Consider the following 23,621-nt stretch of genomic DNA (forward strand, 5'->3'; position numbering starts at 1 on the left):
GTAGGCAGCCACCCGTGAGCGACCCCTACGGCCAGAACCCCGGTCCCCCTCCCCACGGCCAGCAGCCCGAGCAGCCCGGCCCGCCCTACGGCCAGCCCCCGGCGCAGCCGCCGTACGGCCAGCCGCAGTACGGGCAGCCCCCTTACGGCCAGCCCCCTTACGGCCAGCCGCAGTACGGCCAGCCCCCGTACGGCCAGCCCCCGTACGGCCAGCCGTACGGCGGGGCGCCGTACGGCGGGCCCGCGCCGACGTACGCCTCCTGGGGGCGCCGGATCGCCGCCTACCTGGTCGACGGGGTGATCCCGCTGGTGGCGTACGCGATCGCGGGCGGCGTGCTGGCCGCGACGTCGGAGACCACGACCCGGACCACGACCGACGCGTTCCTCGGCACCCGCACCGAGACCACGACCGACCCGACCGCGACCGGCCTGGCGGTCGCCGCGGTGCTCTACCTCGTCGCGCTGGCCTTCACGATCTGGAACCAGTGGATCCGCCAAGGCCGCACCGGCTACTCCCTCGGCAAGCAGGTGCTGGGCATCAAGCTGGTCAAGGACGGCACGGACGTGCCGCCGGGCATCGCCTTGAACATCGGGCGGAGCTTCGCACACATCCTCGACGCGCTGCCCTGCTACCTGGGCTTCGTGTGGCCGCTGTTCGACGCCAAGAACCGGACGTTCGCCGACATGCTCTGCACGACCACCGTGGTGCTCCGGCCTAAGGTCTGACCGGGCTGGAGCCGGACCGATCCGTCGGCGGTCCGGCTCCGAACCCGTCCCGTGCGTCTCTCCTCCACCCTCCGCCGTCCCGAGCCCTGGTCCGAGCCCCGCCTGGTCGCCCACGTCGACCGGCTCGCCGAGGAGCACCCGCCGATCGAGCTCGCCACCTGCGACTTCACCGTCCGCGACCGGGACGCGGTGGTGGCGCGGTTCGCGCCGGTCCTGGACTACATGGCGCGCGCCGAGCTCGAGGTCGAGCGCAACACCCTCGAGCTCGGCGTCCTGCTGCCCCACGCCCCCGACGTCGACCGGTACTTCTACCGCGAGGTCTGGCAGCCCCAGGAGTCCCGCCACGGCCTGGCCCTCGACGAGCTGCAGGTCCGGCTCGGGCTCCCGCCGGCGCTGACCGACCTCACGACGATCTCGCCGAAGATCCGCGCGGTCGGCGCGCTCGCCCACGTCGGCGCGCTGCAGGACGTCGTGCGGATGCTCTACTACCTGACCGGCATGACCACCGAGCGCTCCGCGCTGCTGGCCTACCACCGGCTCCAGGACGGCCTGACCGAGATGGGCGAGACTGCCGTCGTCCGGACCGTCATCGCGCCGATCCGGCGCCAGGAGCCGGGCCACTTCGCCTTCTACCAGCTCTCCGCCCGCGGGCTCTGGGCGCGACTCTCGGAGTGGCAGCGCTGGCTGGTGCGGCGGCTGCGGGCGGTGTCGTTCGCGCCGGTCGCCGCCGGCGACGACACGCGCAAGGCCGACGTCGGCGACATGATGATCGCGCTCGGCATCGGCACCCCCGAGGCGTCCGAGGAGTTCGTGCAGACGGTCGCGCGGACCGAGGCCGAGCTGCTCGGGGCGGCCGAGGCCGGGCTGGCGGTGCCGCCGTACATCGTGCGGTCCTTCCGCGAGTGCCTCGAGCTCGCCCGGGAGCGCGTGGCGCTGGCCGCGTGACCGGCCTGCCGCCCTGGGACGGCGGCCCGGTCAGCCCTCCACGCCGTACCAGGCGACCTGCGCCCCGGCGTCGCCGGTGAGCACCGCGTAGACGACGGTCGCGACGCCGGAGACGGCCACCAGCGCGGCGAGGACCCACCGCACGGCACCCGCGCGGCGGTGCAGCGCGGCGGCGAGCACCGCGACGACGGCGAAGGCGAGCACGACCAGCCGGAAGACCTCGGCGCGCGACTCGTGGGTCTCGACCAGGGCGAGCAGCGGGCCGCCGTACTGGTTGGCCTCGGTGAGCTGCTCGCCGGAGAGGTACGCCACCCAGACCGCGATCGCGGCCGGCACGGCGAGGGCGACCATGGGCCACCGGATCCAGTCCCGCCAGCGCGGCACGGCGGCGTACGCGATGCCGAACAGGGCCGCCACCGGACCCAGCACGACGGCGGCGTGGACGACGAGTGCGTGCAGCGGCAGGCCGTTGATCTCCATGGATGAATGTTGCACCACCCCGCTCGGCGGTGGCTGAAAGTAGCCTGTGCGTTCGTGGCCACCCCGCACCCCGACTACACCGACGACCTGCGCCTCGCGCACGTGCTCGCCGACGACGCCGACTCGCTCACGACGGCGAGGTTCAAGGCGCTCGACCTGCACGTCATGAGCAAGCCGGACCTGACCCCCGTGACCGACGCCGACCAGGCCGTCGAGGAGGGGATCCGGCGCACGCTCTCGCGGGTCCGCTCGCGCGACGCCGTCACCGGCGAGGAGCAGGGCTCGACCGGGCACAGCCAGCGGCGCTGGATCGTCGACCCGATCGACGGCACGAAGAACTTCGTGCGCGGCGTGCCGGTGTGGGCGACGCTCATCTCCCTCGTCGTCGACGACGAGGTCGTGCTCGGCGTCGTGTCCGCCCCGCAGCTGCAGCGCCGCTGGTGGGCCTCGGTGGGCGGAGGCGCCTGGACCGGCCGGTCGCTGCTCAAGGCGACCCAGTGCCGCGTCTCCGACGTACGTCGCCTCGAGGACGCGTCGCTGTCCTACTCCTCGCTCTCCGGCTGGGACGAACGCGGCCGGCTGGAGGACCTGCTCGCCCTCATGCGGCGCGTCTGGCGCACCCGCGCCTACGGCGACTTCTGGTCCTACATGCTGCTCGCCGAGGGCGCGGTCGACATCGCCGCCGAGCCCGAGCTCGAGGTCTACGACATGGCGGCACTCGACGTGATCGTGCGCGAGGCCGGCGGGCGATTCACCTCCCTCGACGGGGTCGACGGGCCGTTCGGCGGCAACGCGCTCGCCTCCAACGGCCACCTCCACGAGGCGGCGCTGTCGTTCATCGGCGCGCTGCCCGACCTCGGCGGCGACCCCGACGACCCGGACTGGCCGCGCACCGGCCCGGGCTCCGTCTCCGACCTGCGCTCGCGCCGCCGCCCCGAGGTCGGCGACCTGCCGCTGGACTGAAGCACTATCCAGCACCCCTCCGGCTGAGTACCGTGCGAGGGACCCGTCCGACCGGAGGTGTCCTGTGCACATCGGTGAGGTCCTCAGCCGCAAGCCGCGCTCCGACGTGGTCACCATCCGCCCGGACGCCGTCGTGGGCGAGCTGGTCGCCCTCCTGGCCGAGCACAACGTGGGCGCGCTGGTCGTCAGCGTCGACGGCACGTCGGTCGACGGCATCGTCAGCGAGCGCGACGTGGTGCGCCGCCTGCACGCCGACGCCGCTGTCGCCGAGGTGCCGGTCGCCGCGATCATGACCCCCGAGGTCACCACCTGCTCCCCCGCCTCCGCGCTCGACGAGCTGATGCGGACCATGACCGACCGACGCGTGCGGCACGTCCCCGTCGTCGAGGACGGCCGGCTCGTCGGCATCGTCAGCATCGGCGACCTGGTCAAGCACAAGATCGGCGAGCTCCAGTTCGAGCGCGACCAGCTCGACAGCTACGTGCACCAGACCTGAGGCGTGGGCGTCGTGCCGGTCGGGGTCCGTGCGGTCGCGCGGGAGCTCCAGCGGCCAGCCGCTGGAACTCGCGGTTGGCCGATGAAGCTTCAGCGGCCAACCGACAGTTTCATCGGCCAGCCGATGAAACTTCCGCGGACGGTTTGCATCACGCCGTCGAGGGCTACAGTGGGAAATGTGAACAACCTGTTGAAGTCTGAGCCGGGCCTGTCCATCGGTGACCTGGCCGACCGCACCGGGGTGTCGCCGGCGACGCTGCGGATGTGGGAGACCCGGCACGGCTTCCCCGAGCCGGTCCGGCGCGAGTCCGGCCACCGGCGGTACGCCGAGTCCGACGTGGAGGCGGTCCGCGAGGTGGTCCGCCGGCGCGAGGAGGGCGTGCGGTTGGACCGCGCGATCGGCCACGCGGTCGAGCAGGCGCGGGCCGCGGCGGCGCCGACACCCGACTCGGTCTTCGCCGAGCTGCGCCGGCGGCACCCGCAGCTGCAGCCACAGCGGCTGAGCAAGGCGACGCTGCTGGCGCTGTCCTGGGCGATCGAGGACGAGTTCTGCGCCCGCGCGGACCGGGCCACCATCTTCGGGTCGTTCCAGGACGAGCGGTTCTACGCCCCGGCGGCGCCCCGATGGGAAGAGCTGGCCCGGGTCTCGCGGGCGGCGTTCGCGCTGGCCGCCGGCGGCCCGGACCCGCGCGCGACGCACGTCCACCACGTGCCGCTCGCCGAGGACTCCCCGCTGCGCCGCGAGTGGACGGTCGTCTGCGACTCCGTCGACCTCCCGGCCGTCCTGGCCGCCTGGGAGCTGCCGGGCCAGGACGACGTACCCGACCGCGAGCGCGTGTTCGAGGCGGTGTGGGGCGTGGACCCCGGCGCGGTGCGCGACGCCGCGCGGGTCTGCGCGCGGGTGGCCGCCGACGCCGGCGTGGCCGCGGCGCGTCCGGTGCTCTTCGAGCTGGCCGACGACCCTGCACCGGGAGTCGTCGACCTCGCCACCGTGTCGACGCTGTTCAACCGGGTCGTCGGGTACGTCGACCGCTACGGGCGCGGCTGAGGCCGCGCGGATCGTCAGGAGGGGACACCGTGGGTGGACGCACCGAGGCCGACGTCGTGGTCGTCGGAGCCGGCCTGGCCGGCCTGCGCTGCGCCCGCGTGCTCCAGGACGCCGGCCTGGACGTCGTGGTCTGCGAGGCCACCGGCCGGGTGGGTGGCCGGGTGCGGACCGACCGGGTCGACGGCTTCCTGGTCGACCAGGGCTTCCAGCTGCTCAACCCCGCCTACCCCGCCGTCCGGCGCTGGGTCGACGTCGACGCGCTCGACCTGCAGCCGTTCCCGGCCGGCGTGCTGGCCCGGACCGCCGAGGACGCCGAGCTGCTCGCTGACCCGCTGCGCGAGCTCGGCCTCACGGGTCGCACGGCGCGCTCGGTCGCGGTCCGGCCCCGCGAGGTGCTCGCCGTGCTGCGCTGGGCGCGGCCGCTCGTGGGCCGCGGGACCGGGCTGGCCGACCGCGTGACGCCCCGGCGCGGCGACGTGACGCTGCGCGACTCGCTGGACCGGGCCGGTGTCCACGGCTTCCTGCGCAACGTCGTCGACCGCTTCCTGGCCGGCGTCGTCCTCGACGCGTCGGGGTCGACGGCCGACGCCTACGCCCTCCTGCTCGCCCGGAGCTTCGCGACCGGGACCCCCTCGCTGCCGGCGGCCGGCATGCAGGCGCTGCCGGCCCAGCTCGCGGCCGCGCTCGGCGACCGGGTCCTGCTGCGCACGCCGGTCGAGGCGGTCGACACCACCGGCCCCGAGCCGGTGCTGCTGACCGCCGCCGGGACGACCCGCACCCGGCACGTGGTCGTGGCAACCGACGGGGCGACCGCGCACCGCCTCGTCGGGACGCCCACGCCGGTCCCCCGCGGCGTCGTCACCCAGTGGTGGGCGGTCGACGACCTCACCGGCCGTCGTGACCGCGAGGCGCCCGGCGTGCTCGCCGTGGACGCCCGGACCCGGCCCAGCGGCCCGGTGGTCAACACCGCGGTGGTCTCCTCGGCCGCACCGTCCTACGCCCCGCCCGGCCGGCACCTGGTGCAGGCCTCCGCGCTGCTCGGGACCGGCGCCACCGTGCCCTCGGAGGGACGCATGCGCCGGCACGCGGCGGACCTGCTCGGCATCGGGGCCGAGGGCTGGACGGAGGTGGCGCGGCACGAGCTGCCGCAGGCGCTGCCCGCCCAGCCGGTGCCCTTCGCGGCGCGGCAGCCGGTCGAGCTGTCCCCCGGGCTCGTCGTGTGCGGCGACCACCGCGACACCGCCTCGATCCAGGGTGCCCTGGTCAGCGGCCAGCGCGCCGCCCGCGCGGTGCTGGCCTCCCGGGACCGGGCCGGTGCCCGGCACTCCTGAGACGCTGCTGCTCGGCGCGACCGCCCTCCACGCCGGCTTCCAGGTGACGGTGACGGTCCTGGTCTACCCCCGGCTGGCCGAGACCTCGGCCCCCGACTGGCGCCGCGTGCACGGCCGGCACAGCCGGCGGATCACGCCCCTCGTCGCCGTCGTGTACGTCGCCGTGCTGGCCGCCTGCGCGGCGGCGCTGGCCGACCCGGGGCCGGCCGACGTGGCGGCCGTGGCCGCGAGCGCCGTGGCCCTGGGCACCACAGCGACGCTCGCCGCTCCCCTGCACGGCCGGCTCACCGAGCGCGACGACCGGCTGGTGGCGCGGCTGCTCCGCGCCGACCGGGTGCGTGCCGTCGCCTCCGTGCTCGCCCTGGCCGCGGCCGTGGCGGCCGTCCTCGCCTGAGCCACCCCGCCGTAGGGTGAGCGGCATGGACAAGCCCGAGATCGACTTCCCCGACTTCGAACCGCCCACCGACCTGCAGGTCACCGACATCACCGTCGGCGACGGCCCGGAGGCCGCCGCCGGCAACACGGTGGAGGTCCACTACGTGGGCGTCGCCCACTCCACCGGCGAGGAGTTCGACGCGTCGTACAACCGCGGCGAGCCCCTGCGCTTCCGCCTCGGCATCGGCCAGGTCATCTCCGGGTGGGACACCGGCGTGCAGGGCATGAAGGTCGGCGGTCGCCGCAAGCTGGTCATCCCGCCGCACCTGGGGTACGGCGACCGCGGTGCAGGCGGCGCCATCAAGCCCGGTGAGACGCTGATCTTCGTCGTCGACCTGCTCGGCGTCAGCTGACCCGCAGCACCCGCTTCACCAGGGCAGGTCGTCCGCGGCGTCCTCGTCGGACACCCGGGCGGCCTGCCCCGCCAGCTCGACGACGTCACCGACGCGCAGCTGGCGCCCCCGGCGCAGCTCCACCTCGCCGTTGACGCGCACCAGCCCGTCGGCGATGACCGGCTTGGCCTCCGCCCCGGTCTCGACGAGGTTCGCGAGCTTGAGGAACTGCCCGAGCCGGATCATCTCGTCGCGGATCGCGACGTCCACCGGCTGGGGCGTCGGGTCCGGCTCCGGGTCCGGCTGGCTCTTCTTCCACGGCAGGCGCATCAGTGGATGATGACCGAGATCGCGTGGATGAGCACACCGACGAGCCCGCCGACGATCGTGCCGTTGATCCGGATGAACTGCAGGTCCCGGCCGACGTGCAGCTCGATGCGTCGCGCGGCCTCCTTGCCGTCCCACCGCTCGATGGTGCTGGTGATGACGGTCGTCAGCTCCGCGCCGTACCGACCGACGGCGAAGACGGCGGCGTCGGCGGCGAGCCCGTCGAGCCGCGCGCGCAGCTCCTCCTCGGCCAGCAGCCGGTCGGCGAAGGCGGCCGCCTCGGTCAGCAGCCGCTGACGGACCGCGCCCTCGGGGTCGCGCAGGGAGCCGGTGAGCCCGCGGCGCAGCGCGTTCCACAGGGAGACGCTCGAGGCCAGCACCTGCGGGTGGTCCAGCAGCCGCTCCTTGAGCCGCTCGGTGCGCTCCTGGGTGCTGGGGTCCTCGAGCAGGTCGTGCGCGAGCTGCTCGAGCATCGAGTCCAGGGCGCGTCGGGCGTGGTGGCGGGGGTCGTCGCGGATGTCGGCCACCCAGCGCACCAGCTCGAGGTGGACGCGCGCGCTGACCCGGTCGTTGACGCTCGGCGGCGACCACCACGGCGCCCGCTCGCCGAGGATCTCGGTGACCGTGTCGGGGTTGTCGACGAGCCAGTCGTGCAGCTCGGTGAGGGCCAGGTCGACCAGCCCGTGGTGCAGGTCGTCGCGCAGCGTCTCGCTCAGCAGCCCACCGAGCAGCGGCGAGATCGGCTCCTCGCGGAACCGCGGCACGAGCGCCTCGCGGATCAGCCCCTCGACGTGGTCGTCGCGGACCTTGCCCAGCGCGATCACCGCGACGTCGGCCACCTCGTCGACCACCCGCTGGGCGTGCGCCGGCTCGGCCAGCCAGCGACCCACCCGCAGCGAGATCGTCGCGGCGGTCACCCGGTCGCGGATGATGTCCTCCTGCAGGAAGTTCTCGCCGACGAACTCCTCCAGGCCCCGGCCGAGCTCGTCCTTGCGCTTGGGGATCAGGGCCGTGTGCGGCACCGGCAGCCCCAACGGGTGCCGGAACAGCGCGGTCACCGCGAACCAGTCGGCAATGGCACCCACCATCGAGGCCTCCGCGCCGGCGTTGACGAAGCCGAGCACCCCGTCCTGGCCGAGGGTGGCGGCGTACACCGCGGCGGCGAGCAGGAGCAGCCCGACCGCGATCGCCCGCATCTGGCGCAGGCCCTTGCGTCGCAGGGCGTCGGCCTCGGGGTCGGCGGTGATCATCGGCATCGTCGTGGTCATCACCGCCATCCTTGCCCACGGACCCACGTGCCAGAATCACCCGCATGTCTCGCACGGTGATCACCTTCGGCACGTTCGACGTCTTCCACGTCGGCCACCTCCGGGTGATCGAGCGGGCGGCGGCCCTCGGCGACCGGCTGGTCGTCGGCGTCTCGGCCGATGCGCTGAACCTGCGCAAGAAGGGCCGTGAGCCCGTCTTCAGCCAGGCCGAGCGGCTCGCGATCGTCGCGGCGCTCAAGCCGGTGGACGCGGTCTTCGTCGAGGAGAGCCTCGAGCTGAAGCGCGACTACATCCTCGAGCACGGAGCGGACGTCCTCGTCATGGGCGACGACTGGGCCGGGCGCTTCGACGAGCTCAACGACGTGTGCGAGGTCGTCTACCTCCCGCGCACGCCCGCCATCTCGACGACCGCGCTGATCGAGAAGATCTCCGCCACCTCCTGACCCGCTCGACGCCCCGGTTTCGTCCCAGGACCCACGGGCAGGCTTGCTCCACCGCCCCCTCACCCCGGAGAAGAGGAACCCCTCACATGCGTCGTACCCTCGCGGCCGCCCTGGTCGCCCTGAGCACCGGTCTCGCGGTGCTCCCCGCCACGGCGACGTCCGCGGCCACCACCGACCCGGGCGCTCCCGTCGTCGACACCGTGACCCCGGTCGACGACGGGACCGTGACCGCGGCGACCGCCCGCCGCACCCTGGCGCAGGCGAGCGACGTCCTGGCCGGCGGCGGCGCCGAGGCGGTGACCGACGCGCCGGACACCACCCTGCTGATGCGCGACCTGTTCGAGGCGGTGCCCGCCCTCGGCGGCACCGAGCGCGAGCGGGCCGAGGCCCTCCTCGCCCGGCCCACCAACGGCAGCCGCGACCCTTACGGCGACGGCTACACCGTCGGCTCCCGGAAGAAGTGCTCGAGCCACTTCTGCCTGCACTACGTCACCAGCACCGCCGACGCCCCGCCGTCGAAGGCGTGGGTGAAGAAGAACCTCAAGGTGCTCGACAAGGTCTGGCGCACCGAGGTCGGCAAGATGGGCTTCCGCCCGCCGGTCAAGGACGGCAACCACGGCGGCAACGGCAAGTTCGACGTCTACCTCAAGGAGCTGGGCGCCAAGCGGCTCTACGGCTACTGCGCCCCGGAGTACCGCAAGAAGGGCACCAAGTGGGTGGCCTCCGGCTACTGCGTGCTCGACAACGACTTCGCGCAGGCCCAGTACGGCGCGCCCCCGGCCAAGAGCCTGAAGGTGACGGCCGCGCACGAGTTCTTCCACGCGGTCCAGTTCGCCTACGACTACCACGAGGACCCGTGGCTCCTGGAGTCCACCGCCACGTGGATGGAGGAGCGGGTCGCCGACGACATCAACGACAACCGCCAGTACCTCTCCGCCAGCCAGGTCGCCGACCCGAGCAGCTCGCTGGACGTCTTCCAGCCCTCCGGCTTCGCGCAGTACGGCAACTGGACGTTCTGGGAGTACCTCAGCCGCCGCTTCGGCAACGGCATCGTGAAGTCGGTGTGGAACAAGGCCGGTGCGTTCAAGGGCGCCCCGAACATGTACTCCGCCAAGGCGCTGAAGAAGGCCGTCGGCGGCAAGGGCGGCGGGTTCGCCTCGGTCTTCGCGGCGTACGCCGCCTCCAACACCGTGCCGGCCAGGTACTACCCCGAGGGCTCGGCGTGGCCGAAGTCCCCGATGAGCAAGAAGATCCGGCTCACCAAGGGTGACCGCAAGGGCTCGGCGTCGGTGCGGATCAACCACCTCGCCTCGCGCAGCATCGCGGTCAAGCCCGGCTCGGACCTCCGCGGGAAGAAGTGGCGGCTGCGGGTCGTCGTCAACGCCCCGAACCGCTCCTCCAGCCCGGCCGTGCACGTGCTGGTGCGCAACAAGAAGGGGGCCTGGTCGCGCAAGACCATCGCCCTGAGCGCGAAGGGCCACGGCAAGAAGGTCCTGAGCTTCAACGGCGCGAAGGTCGCCGGCGTGACGATCACCCTGGCCAACGCCTCCACCCGCTACCGGTGCTCGCGCGGCACGAACCTGTCGTGCCGCGGCAAGGCCGTGGACCAGAAGAAGTCCTTCAAGGTCAAGGTCAAGGCGGTCAAGCGCAAGCGCTGACCCCTTGCACGGCCCTCACCGGCCTCACCGGCCCGGCACCGACGCCCTCGTGGCGTGGGTGCCGGGCCGGCGGCGTCCCGGGGTGGGCCGGCGTCCCGGGGTGGGGCTGCGGCCGGCTCGGGTGGGGCGGTGGCTAGTGACGACCGCCGAGCAGGGCGCTGCCCAGCAGGCCGTCCACCGTGTCGGTGAGGCCGTCGGTGGTCCCCTGCACGGTGCCGGTGACCGGGGCGAGCCCGCCGCCGGTCAGGCCGTCGACGGCGGTGACGACACCTGCCACGACGGGGTCCACGAGGGCGGAGACCGGGCCGCGGACCGGTCCCTGCGGGCCGGGGCCGGTGGGGCCCGGCCCGCTCGGCGGGGTGCCGGGCGGGTCCGAGGGGCCGGTGCCGCCGGTGCCGCCGGTGCCGCCGGTCGGGGCGGACGGTCCACCGGTCGGGGAGGTGCCGTCCTCGGCGGAGGTCCCGGCTCCGGGGCCGGCGACCGGTACGACGCCGCCGGTCGCGGCGAGGCCGCCCGCTGCGGGGCCGCCGGTGGCGGTCGGTCCCGCGGTCCCCGCGGTCGGCGCCGGGTCGGCGCGCACGAGCACCCGCGCGCCGGCGACCTGCTGGGCGTCCGGGGCACCGGCCGACGGCGGCTGCGCGACCGGCAGGCCCGGGAGGTCGGCGTCGGTGACCACGAGCGTCGTCACCGTCATCGCGACGAAGGCCAGGGCGCCGATCCCGACGGCGCCGTACCCCAGCCGCAGGTCGCGCTGGGTCCTGCTCAGCGGCGCGCTGAAGCCCACCGGTCCTCCTGGTCGTCGTGCGTCTCCCCCGTTGCCCGAAGCCGACAACGACCGAGCCCGACCACGGTAACGGCCGGAGCCCGAGCCGCGCAGCCGTATGGACCGGGGCGGCCGGGGCTACCCGGCGACCATGACCACCGACCCGACCGACCCGACCGGGACCGGCCTGACCGCCGTCCTCCGCAGCCACCCCGGCGAGCACGACGTGGACCTCACCGTGCTCACCGACGCCGTCGAGGCGCTCACCGAGTGCGCCGCGGCCTGCCGGGCGTGCGCCGACGCCTGCCTCGACGAGGAGATGGTCGCCGAGCTCGTCGCGTGCATCCGGACCGACCTGACCTGTGCCGACGTGTGCGCGACGACCGCCGCGGTGCTGGTCCGCCGCCCGACCGACCCCTCGCTCGTCCGGTCGCTGGTGGAGGCGTGCGCCGCCGCCTGCGGCGCGTGCGCCACCGAGTGCGAGCGGCACGCCGGCATGCACGAGCACTGCCGGGCCTGCGCCGAGACCTGCCGCCGGTGCGAGCGGGCCTGCCGCGACCTGCTCGCGGCGCTGGGCTGACGCTGCTGGGCTACGTCTCGTCGACGAAGCGCACCGGCCCGGTGCCGGGCCGGTGCACCTCGAGGTTCAGCGTGGCGTCCTCCCGGATCACGCGACGGACGTCCTCGCGGTCGGGCCGGGCGTCGTCTGGGCGCGCGACGTGGATGACCTGCCGGCCGTCGACCTCCTCGTCGGGCGCCAGCGCCGCGTCGTACCCCTGGCGGGTGAGGGCGGCCACCACCGCCGCCGGGTCCTGGCCGAGCGGGACCGCGTAGCCGAGCCGGGCGGCCGGCATCTCCTCGGGCACCCGCGTCCCGCCGGCGCGGCGACCGCCGAGCGCGACGACACCGCTGGTGCTGAGGAAGTACAGCACCACCAGGGCGATGACGAGGAAGATCAGGAGGGGGATCGCGCCACCCATGGGCACCTCCGGTTCCGGGGCGCACGACGCGCACGCCGCGGTCCCGGTCCCCCGGGGCCGCGCCGTCTAGACCTGCGGGCCGGCGGAGCGGCGCGCGCGCTCCTCGTACGCCGCCCGGGCCGCCGGGTCGGCCTCGGCCAGCACCGAGTCGGCGTGGGTCATCCTCGCCATCGCGTCCTGCACCTTGCGCGGGAGCATCGAGGTCACCTTGACCAGGCCCTGGGACCAGCGCGGCACCCACATCTCGGCCTTGGGCGAGCGCACGGCCTGCTCGATCACCTTCGCGACGTCGTCGGCCGTCACCGGCTTCACGCCCCTGGCCGCCGGGACGCCGGCGGCCAGCTCGGTCTGCACGACGGTCGGCAGGACGACGGTGACGTCGATGCCGTGCGGGCGCAGCTCGGAGCGGGTGGCCTCGCTGAAGCCGACGGTGGCGAACTTCGAGGCGGAGTACGTCGCCCCGTCGGCCACCGCAAGCCGGCCGACCGCCGAGGCGACGTTGACGATGTGGCCGGTCCCCCGCTCGACCATGCCGGGGGCGACCGCCTTGGTCCCGTTGATGACCCCGTGCAGGTTGACGTCGACGATCGCCCTGGCCACGGCGTCCGGCTCCTTGAGCACCGACCCGAGCGGCATGATCCCCGCGTTGTTGACCAGCACGTCGAAGGGCCCGAGCGCGGCGACCGCGTCGAGGAACTCCCGCCACGACGCCGGGTCGGTCACGTCGAGCGCCGCGGCTGTGACGCGGTCGCCGTACGGCGCAGCGACGGACGTGGCGAGGTCGACGTCGCGGTCACCGATGGCGACCTTGGCGCCCTGGCGGGCGAAGCGCTCGACGGTCGCCCGCCCGATGCCGCGGGCACCGCCGGTGACGATGACGGACAGGCCGGAGATCTCACGGGGCATGACGGGGATCCTCTCGATTCTGACAGGGCTTCCTGTCAGTCTGGGCAGTGGCGGTGGGTGTGTCAACGGTGGAGGTGGTCGCGGGGCACCCGGATCGTTCAATTGAACGGCTGTGGTGGCGCCCGGCGCGGGACGGCGGCACCAGGCCCACACGAATGGCGCAATTGAACGATCGTGGTGGTGCGAGCGCAGGCCTCAGCGCGCGCGCAGCCGACGGAGCACGCGCAGCTGGGCGTTGCCGAGCCGGACGAAGCGTTCCAGGGGCATGCCCGGGGGCGGGCCGACCGGGCCGATCCGGGACAGGGCGATGGTCTGGGTCTCGGTGAAGCGCTGGATGCCCTGGACGCCGTGGCGGCGGCCGAGGCCGCTGTCGCCCATGCCGCCCATCCCGGCCTCGACGGACCCGGCGGCGAGCGCGGCACCGTCGTTGATGCCGACCGAGCCGGCGCGGATGCGCCGGGCCAGCCGCTCGGCGGTGGCGGTGTCGCGGCTGAAGATGCCGGCCGACAGGCCGTAGGTGCCCTGGTTGGCCAGGGCGACCGCCTCGTCGTCGCTGCCGACCCGGTGCAGGGCGACGACCGGTCCGAAGGTCTCACCGAGGCAGACGTCCATGTCGTCGGTGACGCCCTCCAGGACGGTCGGCTCGTAGACGTAGGGGCCCAGGTCCGGCCGGGCGCGGCCACCGCAGAGCACGGTCGCGCCCTTCGCGACGGCGTCCTCGACGTGCGCGGCCACCGTGGCGAGCTGGGCCGCGCTGGCCAGGGAGCCCACCTGGCAGGAGAAGTCGAACGCCTGGCCGACGGCGAGCGCGCGCGTGGCGGCGACGAGCCGGTCGCGGAACGCGGCGTACACCCCCTCGTGGACGATGACGCGCTCGACGTGGATGCACATCTGGCCGGTGTTGGTGAAGACCGCGTCGACGGCTCCGGCGGCGGCCTTGTCGAGGTCGGCGTCGGCACGGACGAGAAGCGGGTTCTTGCCACCGAGCTCCAGCGACGCGCCGACCAGGCGGCGGGCCGCGGCCTCGCTGACGACCCGCCCGGTGGCGGTGGAGCCGGTGAAGCAGACGTAGTCGGCGGCCCCGACCAGCGCGGTCCCGACCTCGGCGCCGGGACCGGCGACGACGTCCCACACGTGGGCCGGCAGCCCGGCCTCGGCCATGAGCGCGCGGGTCCACAGCAGGGTCAGCGGCGTCTGCGGGTCGGCCTTGCTGACCACGGTGCAGCCGGCGAGCAGGGCGGGGACGGCGTCGCCGACGCCGAGGTAGAGCGGGTAGTTCCACGGCGAGACGACGCCGACGACCCCGCGGGGCACGCGCACCTCGCGGACCTTGGTGAGCAGCGGCAGCGCGCCGCGCACCGGGCGGTCGGCGAGGTACGCCGCGGCCCGCTTGGCGTAGTGCCGGGTCAGGTTGGCGACCTGGAGGACCTCCATCCACGCGTGGTAGCGGGCCTTGCCCATCTCCCACTGCACGAGGTCGAGGACCTCGTCCTGCCGCTCGAGCAGCAGGTCGTGGAAGCGCATCAGCACCTCGGCCCGGGCCGCCACGGTCAGGCCGGCCCAGCCCGGCTGCGCCGCGCGCGAGCGGACGACGGTCGCGGCCACGTCGTCGGCGGTGCACGCGGGGACCGGCGCGGTGGGCTGTGCGTCGTACGGCGCGGTCGCGGTGAGCGTGCCGTCGCCGCCGGAGACGGGGACCGAGACCCACCGGTTCCACGACGCGAGCCTGGCCCCGGTGACCCAGGCGGGCCGGACCGAGGCACCCGCGCCGGGGGCGCCGCCACCCGGGCCGGCGGTGGGCTCGAGCGTGGCGGTCATCGGGTCCTCCGCAGGTCGATGGGCTGGCCGTCCTGGGGGAAGGGCAGCGAGTGGTTGTTCATCGGGGCGACGTACCCGGGGTCGACGCTCCACTCCCACCCGCGCAGCAGGTGGTGCATGACGGCCTTGACCTCGGCTCCGGCGAAGTACATGCCGAGGCACTTGTGGACGCCGCCGCCGAAGGGGTTCCAGGCGTAGCGGTGCGACTTGTCCTCGCGGCGCTCGGGCGAGAACCGCTCGGGGTCGAAGACGAGCGGGTTGGTCCACAGCTCCTCCATCACCTGCGCGAACTGCGGCGCGACGGTGACGAAGGTGCCCGCGGGTATCCGGACGCCCTGGACGACGGTGTCCTTGACGACCTTGCGCAGCACGACCGGGACGGGGGCGCGCAGGCGCAGGCACTCCTTCATCACCAGGTCCAGCGACTCCGGCCCCTCGAGCTCGGCCAGCGTGGGCCGCGGGCCGAGCGCCTCGGACTCGGCACGGCAGCGGTCCTGCCAGGCCGGGTGCTGGCCGAGCAGCTGCAGCATGGTGGAGAGGGTGATGGTGGAGGTGTCGTGCGCCGCCATCATCAGGAAGATCATGTGGTTGACGACGTCTTCGTCGCTGAACCGCTCCCCCTCGTCGCTCTCGATGTGGCACAGCTGGGAGAACAGGTCGTCGGTCTCGGTCGCGCGGCGCGAGGGCAGGTAGTGACGCAGGAACTCCTCGAGCACCTCGCGCCCGCGGTGGCCCCGACCCCAGCGGGTGAGCGGCAGGTCCTTGCGCACGACCGCTGCGGCGGCCTGGACGCAGGCGATGAACGCCCGGTTGACCTCGACCATCTGCTCGGGCGTGGTGTCCTCCGCCCCGCCCATGAAGATGTCGGCGGCGACGTCGAGGGTGAGCTGCTTGAGGGCGGGGTACGCCCGGAAGTCCCGGTCGCGGCCGCGGTCGCGGCCGGCGCGCCCGCCACTCGCGGCCCAGCCGGCGAGGCCGGCCTCGATCGGGGCGTGCATCCGCGCGGCGTACGCCTCGAGCCGGTCGCGGGTGAACGCCTGCTGCATGATCCGGCGGTGCATGTGGTGCTCCTCGAAGTCGAGCAGCATCAGTCCCCGGTCGAAGAACGGGCCGACGAGGTAGGTCCAGGCCGGACCGTTCGCGAAGGCCTTGTCCTTGTTGCGGAACGCCTCCTCGCAGGCGTCGGGGCCGAGCAGCATCACCCAGCGCTGGCCGAGCATCGAGATCGGCGCGACCGGACCGTAGTGGTCCCACTGCCGGCGGAAGAGCGCGAAGGGGTCCTTGGCGTACTCGAACGCCCGCCCGAGCAGCGGCTTCCCGCGGTCCTCGCGGCGGATCGGCGGGAGGTCGCGGACCTCCGCGGGGTCGGGCGCGGGGCGGCCGGGCCGGGCGGGCGCACTGCTGAGGTCGAGCGACACGGATGGCCCCCTGGGGTGGGTGACGGGCACGGCGGTCCCGCCAGCATCATTCAGACAGGACACCCTGTCAACCTTCTGTGAGAGGGTGGCGACATGGCTGTGCAGTCGGGCACCTACCGCGGCGTCAGCGCCGAGGACCGCGCCGCCGAGCGCCGCGAGCGGCTGCTCGAGGCCACCCTGGCGGTCTGGGCCGACCCGGCCGGCGCCCGGCCGACGATGACCCGGATCTGCGCGGCCGCCGGCCTCACCGAGCGCTACTTCTACGAGTCGTTCCGCTCCCTCGACGACGCTCTGACGGCGGTGGTGGAGTCGATCGCGACCGAGATCGAGCAGGTCAGCCTGGCGGCGGCCGACGCCGCGGGCGACGACCCCACCGCCCGGGTCCGCGCGTCGGTGCTGGCCTTCGTCGAGCTGATCGAGGCCGACCCGCGCAAGGGTCGCGTGGCGATCATCGAGGCCGGCGCGATGCCCGCGCTGCGGCCCCGGCGCACCCAGCTGCTGCGCCACTTCGCGCACCGGGCGGCCGAGGAGGCGCGCGAGCACGGCGTCGACTGGGGCACCCGGGAGGGCGAGCTGGTCGGCCTGCTCTTCATCGGCGGGATGGCCGAGCTGATCACCGCCTGGCTCGACGGTGCGCTCGACGCGACGCCGCAGGAGCTGGTCGAGACCGCGACCCGGATCTTCGTCGGCGTCTTCCGCTGACTCCCCACCGCCCCGAGACGGGCACCCCCACGTCCCGAAGGAGGCCGCCGTGGTCGACCGCGACCGCAACCACCTGGGCCGCGCCGAGCAGGCGCGACCGCGCGACGAGCTCGGCCGCCCGCTGCCGTACGGCGCCACCGGGGTCGAGCCGATCTCCGAGGAGCCGCTGCCGCCGGCCGGGACCCTCGCCTACGCCCGGGAGCTGCTCGACGCGGGGCGGCCGTTCGCCGCGCACGAGGCGCTCGAGGTCCGGTGGAAGTCCTGCCCGGCCGACGAGCGCGAGCTCTGGCAGGGGCTGGCGCAGCTGTGCGTGGCGCTCACCCACCACGCCCGCGGCAACACCGTCGGCGCGGCGCGGCTGCTGGACCGGGCGGCCGGCCGGCTGGCGAGCCACGAGCGCGGCGGCGGGCCGACGTACGACCTCGACCTGGCGGCGGTCGTCGCGTGCGTGCGCACGACGCTCGCCGACTGATCGGCGACTGACTAGCGACTGGCTGGCGCGGGCCTGCCTGGCGGGATCTAAGAGACCGCCGCGGGGACACCGGCCGGCGGTGGTCACGGATCAGACGTCGATGGTCACCACCAGGTCGACGACGTCGCCGGTGACGACGCCCTCGGTACGGCGGGCGGCGAGCTTGAGCGGCACGACGTACGTGCCGTCCTTGGGCCACAGCGAGGTCGTCCACCGCGCCTCGCCCATCCGCACCGCGACCGGGACCATCCCCCAGCCTTAGGTCACCGCGGCGGCGACGTCGCGCACGACGGCGGCGTCGTCCTCGGGCAGCGCCACGAAGTGGTGCGGCGCCGGGCCGCGCCACTCGAAGACCGGTCCGGTCACGTCGAGCTCCACACCAGCGGACCCTAGTGGGCGGAGGACCGGCCCGCCCGGGCCATTGACAGACCTGACGCCTGTCAACACTGTTGACCTCGTGTGGCGGACGACACAGGCCCGGCCTGACCGGCGGAGCGGCGAGCGCGGCTTCGACCACGACGTCGTGGTCGTCGGTTCGGGCTTCGGCGGGAGCGTGAGCGCGCTGCGCCTGGTCGAGAAGGGGTACGACGTCGCCGTCCTCGAGGCCGGTCGGCGGTTCACCGACGCCGACCTGCCGCGGACGTCGTGGCGGCTGGGCCGCTACGTCTTCGCACCGGCGCTCGGCCTGCTCGGCATCCAGCGGGTGACCCTGCTGCGCAACGCGCTGGTGATCAGCGGCGCCGGCGTCGGCGGCGGCTCGCTGGTCTACGGCGGCACCCTCTACGAGCCGACGGACGCCTTCTACGACGACCCGCACTGGCGCGACCTGACCGACTGGCGCGGCGAGCTGGCGCCGTACTTCGACCAGGCCCGCCGGATGCTCGGCGTGACGACGTACGACCGGGTGACGCCGGCCGACCGCGTGCTGCGCGACGCGGCCGCCGACCTGGGCGCGGGCGGCACCTGGCGGCCCACCGACGTCGGGGTGCTGCTCGACCCGGTGCCCGGCCGCAGCGTCCCGGACCCGTTCTTCGGCGGCGCCGGCCCGGACCGCAACGCCTGCCTGCACTGCGGGGAGTGCATGACCGGCTGCCGGCACAACGCCAAGAACACCCTCCCCAAGAACTACCTCCACCTCGCCGAGGCCGCCGGCGCCGTCGTCCACCCGCTGACGACGGTCACCGACGTGCGGCCCCTGCCCGGAGGTGGGTACGCCGTGTCCACGCGGCGCACGGGTCCGCTGCGGCGGCGCGGGCGCACCTTCACCGCCGAGCAGGTGGTGCTCTCGGCCGCCGCACTGGGGACCCAGCGGCTGCTGCACCACCTGCGCGACTCCGGCAGCCTGCCGCACGTCTCACCCCGGCTCGGCGAGCTGACCCGGACCAACTCCGAGGCGGGCCTTGCGGTGCGCGCCCGCGGCGACGACGTGGACTACACCGAGGGGGTCGCGATCACCTCCTCGGTGCACCTCGACGAGCGGACCCACGTGGAGCCGTGCCGCTACGGCCGGGGCAGCAACGCGATGGGCATGGCGATGGCGACGATGACCGACCCGGTGCCCGGGCGCAGCCGCGTGCTGGTGATGGCGCGGGAGATGTGGCGCGGGCGGCGCGACCTGCGGCGGCTGCACGTGCCGCGCCGGTGGTCCGAGCAGTCGATCGGGGTCCTGGTCATGCAGAGCATCGACAACTCGCTGACCACCTACACCCGGCGCCGTCGCCTGGGCCGGGGCCGGGTGATGACGACCCGGCAGGGCATCGGCGAGCCGAACCCCACCCACATCCCCGAGGCCAACGCCATCGGCCGGGCGATGGCCGCGCGGATGGACGGCATCCCCGGCGCAGGGTGGACCGAGGTCCTCGACGTGCCGACCACCGCGCACTTCCTCGGCGGCTGTCCGATGGGGACCGGGCCGGCCACCGGCGTGATCGACCCCTGGCACCGGCTGCACGGCCACCCGGGCCTCCACGTCGTCGACGGCTCGGCCGTCGCGGCCAACCTCGGGGTGAACCCCTCGCTGACCATCACCGCGATGGCGGAGCGGGCGATGTCGTTCTGGCCCAACCGCGGCGAGCCCGATCCCCGCCCGCCGCTCCGTGCGGCGTACCAGCGGCTGGACCCGGTGCCCCCGCGCTCCCCCGCCGTGCCGGCCACCGCCCCGGGCGCGCTCCGGCTGATCCCCCTCACACCCGTCACGCCCGCACCCCCGGTCGAGGAGCACGCATGACCCAGCAGGACCCGCCGCAGGACCGGTTCGCCGGCCGCCAGGCCCTCGTCACCGGAGGCGGCTCGGGCATCGGCGCAGCGCTGGTGCGCGCGCTCGTCGCCGCCGGCGCGGACGTCGTGGTCGCCGACCTCGACGAGGCCGCCGCGCAGCGCGTCGCCGGTGCCGTGACCGGTCCCGGGACCGCGCGGGCGGTGCAGCTCGACGTGACCGACGCGGCGGCGGTGCAGGCCGCGGTCGACGAGGTGGTCGAGCGGGCCGGCCGGATCGACCTGCTGTTCAACAACGCCGGCATCACCTTCGGCGGCGAGACCGAGGACCTCTCGCTGGAGCACTGGGACGCGATCATCGACGTCAACATCCGCGGCGTGGTGCACGGCGTCGCCGCGGCGTACCCGCACATGGTCCGGCAGGGCGCCACCGGCGGCCCGGGCGGGCACATCGTCAACACCGCCTCGATGGGCGGGATCATGGCCGCCGGGCTGATCACCAGCTACGTGATGACCAAGCACGCGGTCGTCGGCCTGTCCCTCGCCCTGCGCACCGAGGCGGCCGCCAAGGGCGTCGGCGTCACCGTGCTGTGCCCCGCGGCGGTCGAGACGCCGATCCTCGACAAGGGCCACCTCGGCCGGTTCCACGGTCGCGACTACTACCTCAAGGGCCAGGGCGTACGCCGCCCGCTCGACGCCGACGTGCTGGCCGCGCAGGCGCTCGCCGCCGTGGCCGCCGACCGGCCGATGCTCGTCACCCCGCGCCCGGCGCGGGTCGCGTGGCGCGTGGGCCGGCTCGCCCCCTCGTTCGCCAACCGGGCCGCGACCCGGTTCGTCGCCAAGCAGCGCCGGCTCCAGGCCCGGCGCGCCACGTCAGGAGGCCCCGCATGACCAGCACCAGCCCCGCAGGACAGCCCGTCGCGCTCGTGGTCGGTGGTGCCTCCGGGCTCGGTGCCGCGTCCGCCGCGGCGCTGCGGGCGGCCGGCCACACCGTCGTCACCGGCGACCTGGAGGGCGCGGCGGCCGACCTGGTCGTCGACGTCACCGAGGAGGCGGCCGTCGCGGCCGCGGTCGACACGGTCGTCGCCGAGCACGGCCGGCTCGACGTGGTGGTCAACAGCGCCGGTGTCAGCACGCTGATGCAGGTGGTCGACCACGACGTGCAGGAGTTCCGGCGCGTGCTGGACGTCAACCTCACCGGCGGGATGCTCGTGCTCAAGCACGCGGCCCGGGTGATGGCCACCCCGGACGGCGCCGGCGGCGCGGTCGTCTCGATCGCCTCGCTCAACGCCCGCCAGCCGGGCACCGGCATGGCGGCGTACTGCTCGGCCAAGGCGGGCCTGGCGATGCTCACCCAGGTGGCCGCGTTGGAGCTCGGGCCGCGCGGCGTGCGCGTCAACGCCGTCTCCCCCGGCCTGGTCGTCACCCCGCTGACCGCGCCGGCGATGGACATCCCCGGCGTGCAGGAGGACTACGTCGAGAACACGCCGCTCGGCCGGGCCGGCACGCCCGAGGAGGTGGCCGAGGCGGTCGTCTACCTGGCCACCGCACGTTGGCTCACCGGCGAGGTGCTCGACCTCAACGGCGGCGCGCACCTTATGCGCTACCCCGACCTCGTCGGCCACGTGACGCGGGCCTTCGGGTGAGCCAGCGCCTCACCGAGCTGGCCTGCTACGGCCTCGCCGGGCACACCGACCAGCCCCGCGACCTGCTCGCCGAGGCGCGGCTGGCCGAGGAGCTGGGCCTGGGCTCGGTGTTCCTCTCCGAGCGGTTCAACCTCAAGGACGCCGGCGTGCTGGCCGGGGCGGTCGCGGCCGCCACCGAGCACGTCGGCATCGCCACCGCGGCGACCAACCACAACACCCGGCACCCGCTGGTCACCGCGACGCTGGCGACCACCGCGCACCGGCTGTCCGGCGGGCGGTACGCCCTGGGCCTGGGCCGCGGGTTCGGCGCGCTGTTCGACGTGATGGGGCTGCCGCGGGTGACCGGTGCGCAGCTCGAGGACGCGATCGGCATCTACCGCTCGCTGTGGCGGGGCGAGGCGGTGCTCGGCCACGAGGGGCCGGCCGGCTCCTACCCCTACCTCTCCCAGGACGGCTCGTTCGACGAGCGGGTCCCGGTGCTGATGACCGCCATCGGCCCGCGGTCGCTCGCGCTGGCCGGCCGGCTGGCCGACGGGGTCGTGCTGCACACGTTCCTCACCGACGAGGCGCTGGCGCGGTCGGTCGCCACGATCCGCTCCGCGGCCGAGGAGGCCGGGCGCGACCCGGCGTCGGTGCGGGTCTGGGCGGTGCTGGCGACCGTCGAGGACTCGCTGCCCGAGGACCTGCGGCTGCGCAAGCTGGTGGGCCGGCTGGCGACGTACCTGCAGGGGTACGGCGACGTGCTGGTCGCCGCGAACGGCTGGGACCCCGCCGTGCTCGACCGGTTCCGCACCGACCCGCTCGTGCAGGGCTATCCCGGTGCGTTCGACGCGATCGGCACCGTCGAGGAGCTGACCCACCTGCGCGACGACGTCCTGCCCGCGGAGTGGCTCGCCGCCTCGGCGACCGGCAGCGCGGAGCAGTGCGCCGCCCGAGTGCTGGAGCAGCTCGCGCTCGGCGCCGACAGCGTCGTGCTCCACGGGGCGACGCCCGCCGAGCTGGCGCCCGTGCTGACGGCGTACGCCGCGGCCCGCGACGACGCCACCTTCGCCGGGCTCCCGGCCAACCCGGGATGGATGTCATGACCGCGCCGACGATCGACACCCCTGAGGAGATCACCGCCGAGTGGGTCGGCGAGGCGCTGGGCGCCGTGCCGGACTCGGTGCGGGTGGCCCCGGTCGGCTTCGGCCAGATCGGGTCCTGCCTGCGGGTCTCGCTCGCCGGGGACGGGTTGCCGCCGAGCGTGCTGGTGAAGCTGCCGACGGCCGACGCCGGAACCCGCGGCATGCTCGTCGGCGCCTACCGGTCCGAGGTCAGCTTCTACCGCGAGCTCGAGCCGACCGTCGCCGTCGACGTGCCGCGCTGCCACCTGGCCACCGACGTCACCGACGACGGGCGCTTCACGCTCGTCCTGGAGGACCTCGCGCCGGCCGAGCAGGGCGACCAGCTGCGCGGCGGCACTCCGGAGCAGGTGCGCGGCGCGGCGGAGAACCTCGCCGGGCTGCACGGTCCGCGCTGGTGCGACCCCGCCCTCCTCGACCTGGGCCGGATCACGATGCAGGACGCCGAGGGCGCGGACCTGCTCGCGTCGGTCTACGGCCCCGCCATCGACACGTTCCTGGAGATCACCGGCCCGCTGATGTCGTCCGAGGCGGCCACGACCGTCCGCGAGACCCAGGACGTGGTCGTCGACTGGTCGCTGGCGCGGGCGGAGCGGTTCGGGATCGTCCACGGCGACTACCGCCTCGACAACCTGATGTTCTCCCCCGACCCCGCCGTCCAGGTGAAGGCCGTCGACTGGCAGACCCTCAGCCTCGGGCTGCCCGCCAAGGACCTCGCCTACCTCGTCGCCACCAGCCTCGACGCCCCCGCGCGCCGCGCCTGCGAGGAGGCCGTCGTCGCGGCGTACCACCGGCGGCTGCTCGCTCACGGCGTCACCGGCCACCCGCTCGAGGAGTGCTGGGACGACTACCGCTTCGCGATGCTGCAGGGGATCCTCGTCTCCGTCTTCGGCTGCGCGTACGGCGCCCGCACCGACCGGGGTGACCGGATGTTCGCGGTCATGGTCGAGCGGACCGCCGCTGCCGTGCGGGAGCTGGGGACGCTCGGCCTGGTGTGAGCCGGTGGGTGCTCGCCCGGGGCGCCGTCGCTTCATCAAGGTATGCAGACGAACTGTCACTCCCCCCGCGGAGCTCACCCGGGGACGTGACCGCTCGGCGACATACCTTGATGGGCAGCCGCCGCGCGAGGTC

General features: G+C 74.5%; 27 protein-coding genes. 18 read left to right on the top strand and 9 right to left on the bottom strand.

Annotated features, from left to right (window positions below; translation table 11 throughout):
* Positions 1-14 precede the first annotated feature (14 nt).
* Entirely contained in the window at positions 15-725 is a 711-nt protein-coding gene (locus OSR43_RS15220) for an RDD family protein (protein ID WP_302267464.1), read from the top strand.
* A 51-nt stretch (positions 726-776) separates the two neighbouring features.
* Positions 777-1,670: a GTP-binding protein LepA gene (locus tag OSR43_RS15225; protein WP_302267465.1), complete on the top strand. Its 894-nt coding sequence runs from the start codon at positions 777-779 to the stop codon at positions 1,668-1,670.
* 30 nt (positions 1,671-1,700) lie between these two features.
* On the opposite strand, the gene OSR43_RS15230 is transcribed toward OSR43_RS15225, so the two are convergent.
* Positions 1,701-2,150 carry a DUF2231 domain-containing protein gene (locus OSR43_RS15230; RefSeq protein WP_302267466.1) on the bottom strand — a complete coding sequence of 150 codons (450 nt, stop codon included), beginning with the start codon at positions 2,148-2,150 and terminating at the stop codon, positions 1,701-1,703.
* A gap of 54 nt (positions 2,151-2,204) precedes the next feature.
* On the opposite strand from OSR43_RS15230, the gene OSR43_RS15235 reads away from it, so the two are divergent.
* From OSR43_RS15235 to OSR43_RS15260, 6 genes are all read left to right on the top strand, one after another.
* Entirely contained in the window at positions 2,205-3,113 is a 909-nt protein-coding gene (locus tag OSR43_RS15235; protein ID WP_302267467.1) for an inositol monophosphatase family protein, read from the top strand.
* A 64-nt stretch (positions 3,114-3,177) separates the two neighbouring features.
* Positions 3,178-3,609 (top strand): CBS domain-containing protein, encoded by a 432-nt coding sequence (locus tag OSR43_RS15240; RefSeq protein ID WP_302267468.1) that lies wholly within the window; start codon positions 3,178-3,180, stop codon positions 3,607-3,609.
* Between the two features lie 177 nt (positions 3,610-3,786).
* A complete protein-coding gene (locus OSR43_RS15245; protein WP_302267469.1) occupies positions 3,787-4,656 on the top strand; it encodes a DICT sensory domain-containing protein in 870 nt (289 codons plus the stop codon).
* Positions 4,657-4,685: 29 nt separating this feature from the next.
* Entirely contained in the window at positions 4,686-5,987 is a 1,302-nt protein-coding gene (locus OSR43_RS15250; protein WP_302267470.1) for an FAD-dependent oxidoreductase, read from the top strand.
* Positions 5,971-6,381, top strand: a complete 411-nt coding sequence (locus tag OSR43_RS15255; RefSeq protein ID WP_302267471.1) for a DUF1772 domain-containing protein — start codon at positions 5,971-5,973, stop codon at positions 6,379-6,381. Before OSR43_RS15250 ends, OSR43_RS15255 begins: the two co-directional genes overlap by 17 nt.
* Before the next feature lie 25 nt (positions 6,382-6,406).
* Positions 6,407-6,775: an FKBP-type peptidyl-prolyl cis-trans isomerase gene (locus tag OSR43_RS15260; RefSeq protein ID WP_302267472.1), complete on the top strand. Its 369-nt coding sequence runs from the start codon at positions 6,407-6,409 to the stop codon at positions 6,773-6,775.
* A gap of 15 nt (positions 6,776-6,790) precedes the next feature.
* On the opposite strand, the gene OSR43_RS15265 is transcribed toward OSR43_RS15260, so the two are convergent.
* On the bottom strand, positions 6,791-7,084 hold the full coding sequence (locus OSR43_RS15265) for an RNA-binding S4 domain-containing protein (RefSeq protein ID WP_302267473.1): 294 nt from the start codon (positions 7,082-7,084) through the stop codon (positions 6,791-6,793).
* The gene (locus tag OSR43_RS15270) at positions 7,084-8,349 is read right to left on the bottom strand and encodes a DUF445 domain-containing protein (protein ID WP_302267474.1); all 1,266 of its coding nucleotides are present in this window, start codon (positions 8,347-8,349) and stop codon (positions 7,084-7,086) included. The genes OSR43_RS15265 and OSR43_RS15270 overlap by 1 nt, the downstream gene beginning before the upstream one ends.
* Positions 8,350-8,393: 44 nt before the next feature.
* Here OSR43_RS15270 and OSR43_RS15275 point away from each other — a divergent pair, with 44 nt between their 5' ends.
* Both OSR43_RS15275 and OSR43_RS15280 read left to right on the top strand, forming a co-directional pair.
* Entirely contained in the window at positions 8,394-8,792 is a 399-nt protein-coding gene (locus OSR43_RS15275; RefSeq protein WP_302267475.1) for an adenylyltransferase/cytidyltransferase family protein, read from the top strand.
* A gap of 86 nt (positions 8,793-8,878) precedes the next feature.
* Positions 8,879-10,450: an MXAN_6640 family putative metalloprotease gene (locus OSR43_RS15280; protein ID WP_302267476.1), complete on the top strand. Its 1,572-nt coding sequence runs from the start codon at positions 8,879-8,881 to the stop codon at positions 10,448-10,450.
* A gap of 133 nt (positions 10,451-10,583) precedes the next feature.
* On the opposite strand, the gene OSR43_RS15285 is transcribed toward OSR43_RS15280, so the two are convergent.
* Entirely contained in the window at positions 10,584-11,234 is a 651-nt protein-coding gene (locus OSR43_RS15285) for a hypothetical protein (RefSeq protein ID WP_302267478.1), read from the bottom strand.
* Positions 11,235-11,364: 130 nt separating this feature from the next.
* On the opposite strand from OSR43_RS15285, the gene OSR43_RS15290 reads away from it, so the two are divergent.
* The gene (locus OSR43_RS15290; RefSeq protein ID WP_302267479.1) at positions 11,365-11,793 is read left to right on the top strand and encodes a four-helix bundle copper-binding protein; all 429 of its coding nucleotides are present in this window, start codon (positions 11,365-11,367) and stop codon (positions 11,791-11,793) included.
* Positions 11,794-11,803: 10 nt separating this feature from the next.
* On the opposite strand, the gene OSR43_RS15295 is transcribed toward OSR43_RS15290, so the two are convergent.
* The 4 genes from OSR43_RS15295 to OSR43_RS15310 all read right to left on the bottom strand — a co-directional run bounded on the left by OSR43_RS15295 (position 11,804) and on the right by OSR43_RS15310 (position 16,335).
* Positions 11,804-12,193, bottom strand: a complete 390-nt coding sequence (locus OSR43_RS15295) for a hypothetical protein (protein WP_302267481.1) — start codon at positions 12,191-12,193, stop codon at positions 11,804-11,806.
* A gap of 66 nt (positions 12,194-12,259) precedes the next feature.
* Positions 12,260-13,099: an SDR family oxidoreductase gene (locus tag OSR43_RS15300; RefSeq protein WP_302267482.1), complete on the bottom strand. Its 840-nt coding sequence runs from the start codon at positions 13,097-13,099 to the stop codon at positions 12,260-12,262.
* A 195-nt stretch (positions 13,100-13,294) separates the two neighbouring features.
* Positions 13,295-14,917, bottom strand: a complete 1,623-nt coding sequence (locus tag OSR43_RS15305; protein ID WP_302267483.1) for a succinic semialdehyde dehydrogenase — start codon at positions 14,915-14,917, stop codon at positions 13,295-13,297.
* Positions 14,914-16,335 (bottom strand): cytochrome P450, encoded by a 1,422-nt coding sequence (locus OSR43_RS15310; RefSeq protein ID WP_302267484.1) that lies wholly within the window; start codon positions 16,333-16,335, stop codon positions 14,914-14,916. Before OSR43_RS15310 ends, OSR43_RS15305 begins: the two co-directional genes overlap by 4 nt.
* Before the next feature lie 93 nt (positions 16,336-16,428).
* On the opposite strand from OSR43_RS15310, the gene OSR43_RS15315 reads away from it, so the two are divergent.
* The gene (locus OSR43_RS15315) at positions 16,429-17,037 is read left to right on the top strand and encodes a TetR/AcrR family transcriptional regulator (protein WP_302267485.1); all 609 of its coding nucleotides are present in this window, start codon (positions 16,429-16,431) and stop codon (positions 17,035-17,037) included.
* Between the two features lie 49 nt (positions 17,038-17,086).
* Positions 17,087-17,509 carry a DUF309 domain-containing protein gene (locus tag OSR43_RS15320; RefSeq protein WP_302267486.1) on the top strand — a complete coding sequence of 141 codons (423 nt, stop codon included), beginning with the start codon at positions 17,087-17,089 and terminating at the stop codon, positions 17,507-17,509.
* 90 nt (positions 17,510-17,599) lie between these two features.
* On the opposite strand, the gene OSR43_RS15325 is transcribed toward OSR43_RS15320, so the two are convergent.
* Positions 17,600-17,758 (bottom strand): DUF1905 domain-containing protein, encoded by a 159-nt coding sequence (locus OSR43_RS15325; protein ID WP_302267487.1) that lies wholly within the window; start codon positions 17,756-17,758, stop codon positions 17,600-17,602.
* A 208-nt stretch (positions 17,759-17,966) separates the two neighbouring features.
* On the opposite strand from OSR43_RS15325, the gene OSR43_RS15330 reads away from it, so the two are divergent.
* Genes OSR43_RS15330 through OSR43_RS15350 form a run of 5 tightly spaced genes read left to right on the top strand, consistent with a single transcriptional unit; the run spans position 17,967 to position 23,488 of the window.
* On the top strand, positions 17,967-19,736 hold the full coding sequence (locus OSR43_RS15330) for a GMC family oxidoreductase (protein WP_302267488.1): 1,770 nt from the start codon (positions 17,967-17,969) through the stop codon (positions 19,734-19,736).
* The gene (locus tag OSR43_RS15335) at positions 19,733-20,614 is read left to right on the top strand and encodes an SDR family oxidoreductase (protein ID WP_302267489.1); all 882 of its coding nucleotides are present in this window, start codon (positions 19,733-19,735) and stop codon (positions 20,612-20,614) included. The genes OSR43_RS15330 and OSR43_RS15335 overlap by 4 nt, the downstream gene beginning before the upstream one ends.
* Complete coding sequence (locus tag OSR43_RS15340; protein WP_302267490.1) at positions 20,611-21,369, top strand: SDR family NAD(P)-dependent oxidoreductase; 759 nt, start codon at positions 20,611-20,613, stop codon at positions 21,367-21,369. Before OSR43_RS15335 ends, OSR43_RS15340 begins: the two co-directional genes overlap by 4 nt.
* On the top strand, positions 21,366-22,454 hold the full coding sequence (locus OSR43_RS15345; protein WP_302267491.1) for a TIGR03857 family LLM class F420-dependent oxidoreductase: 1,089 nt from the start codon (positions 21,366-21,368) through the stop codon (positions 22,452-22,454). The genes OSR43_RS15340 and OSR43_RS15345 overlap by 4 nt, the downstream gene beginning before the upstream one ends.
* Entirely contained in the window at positions 22,451-23,488 is a 1,038-nt protein-coding gene (locus OSR43_RS15350; RefSeq protein WP_302267493.1) for a phosphotransferase family protein, read from the top strand. Before OSR43_RS15345 ends, OSR43_RS15350 begins: the two co-directional genes overlap by 4 nt.
* Positions 23,489-23,621 lie beyond the last annotated feature (133 nt).

The organism is Nocardioides sp. Arc9.136 (genome assembly GCF_030506255.1).
In the GTDB taxonomy this organism is placed as follows: domain Bacteria; phylum Actinomycetota; class Actinomycetes; order Propionibacteriales; family Nocardioidaceae; genus Nocardioides.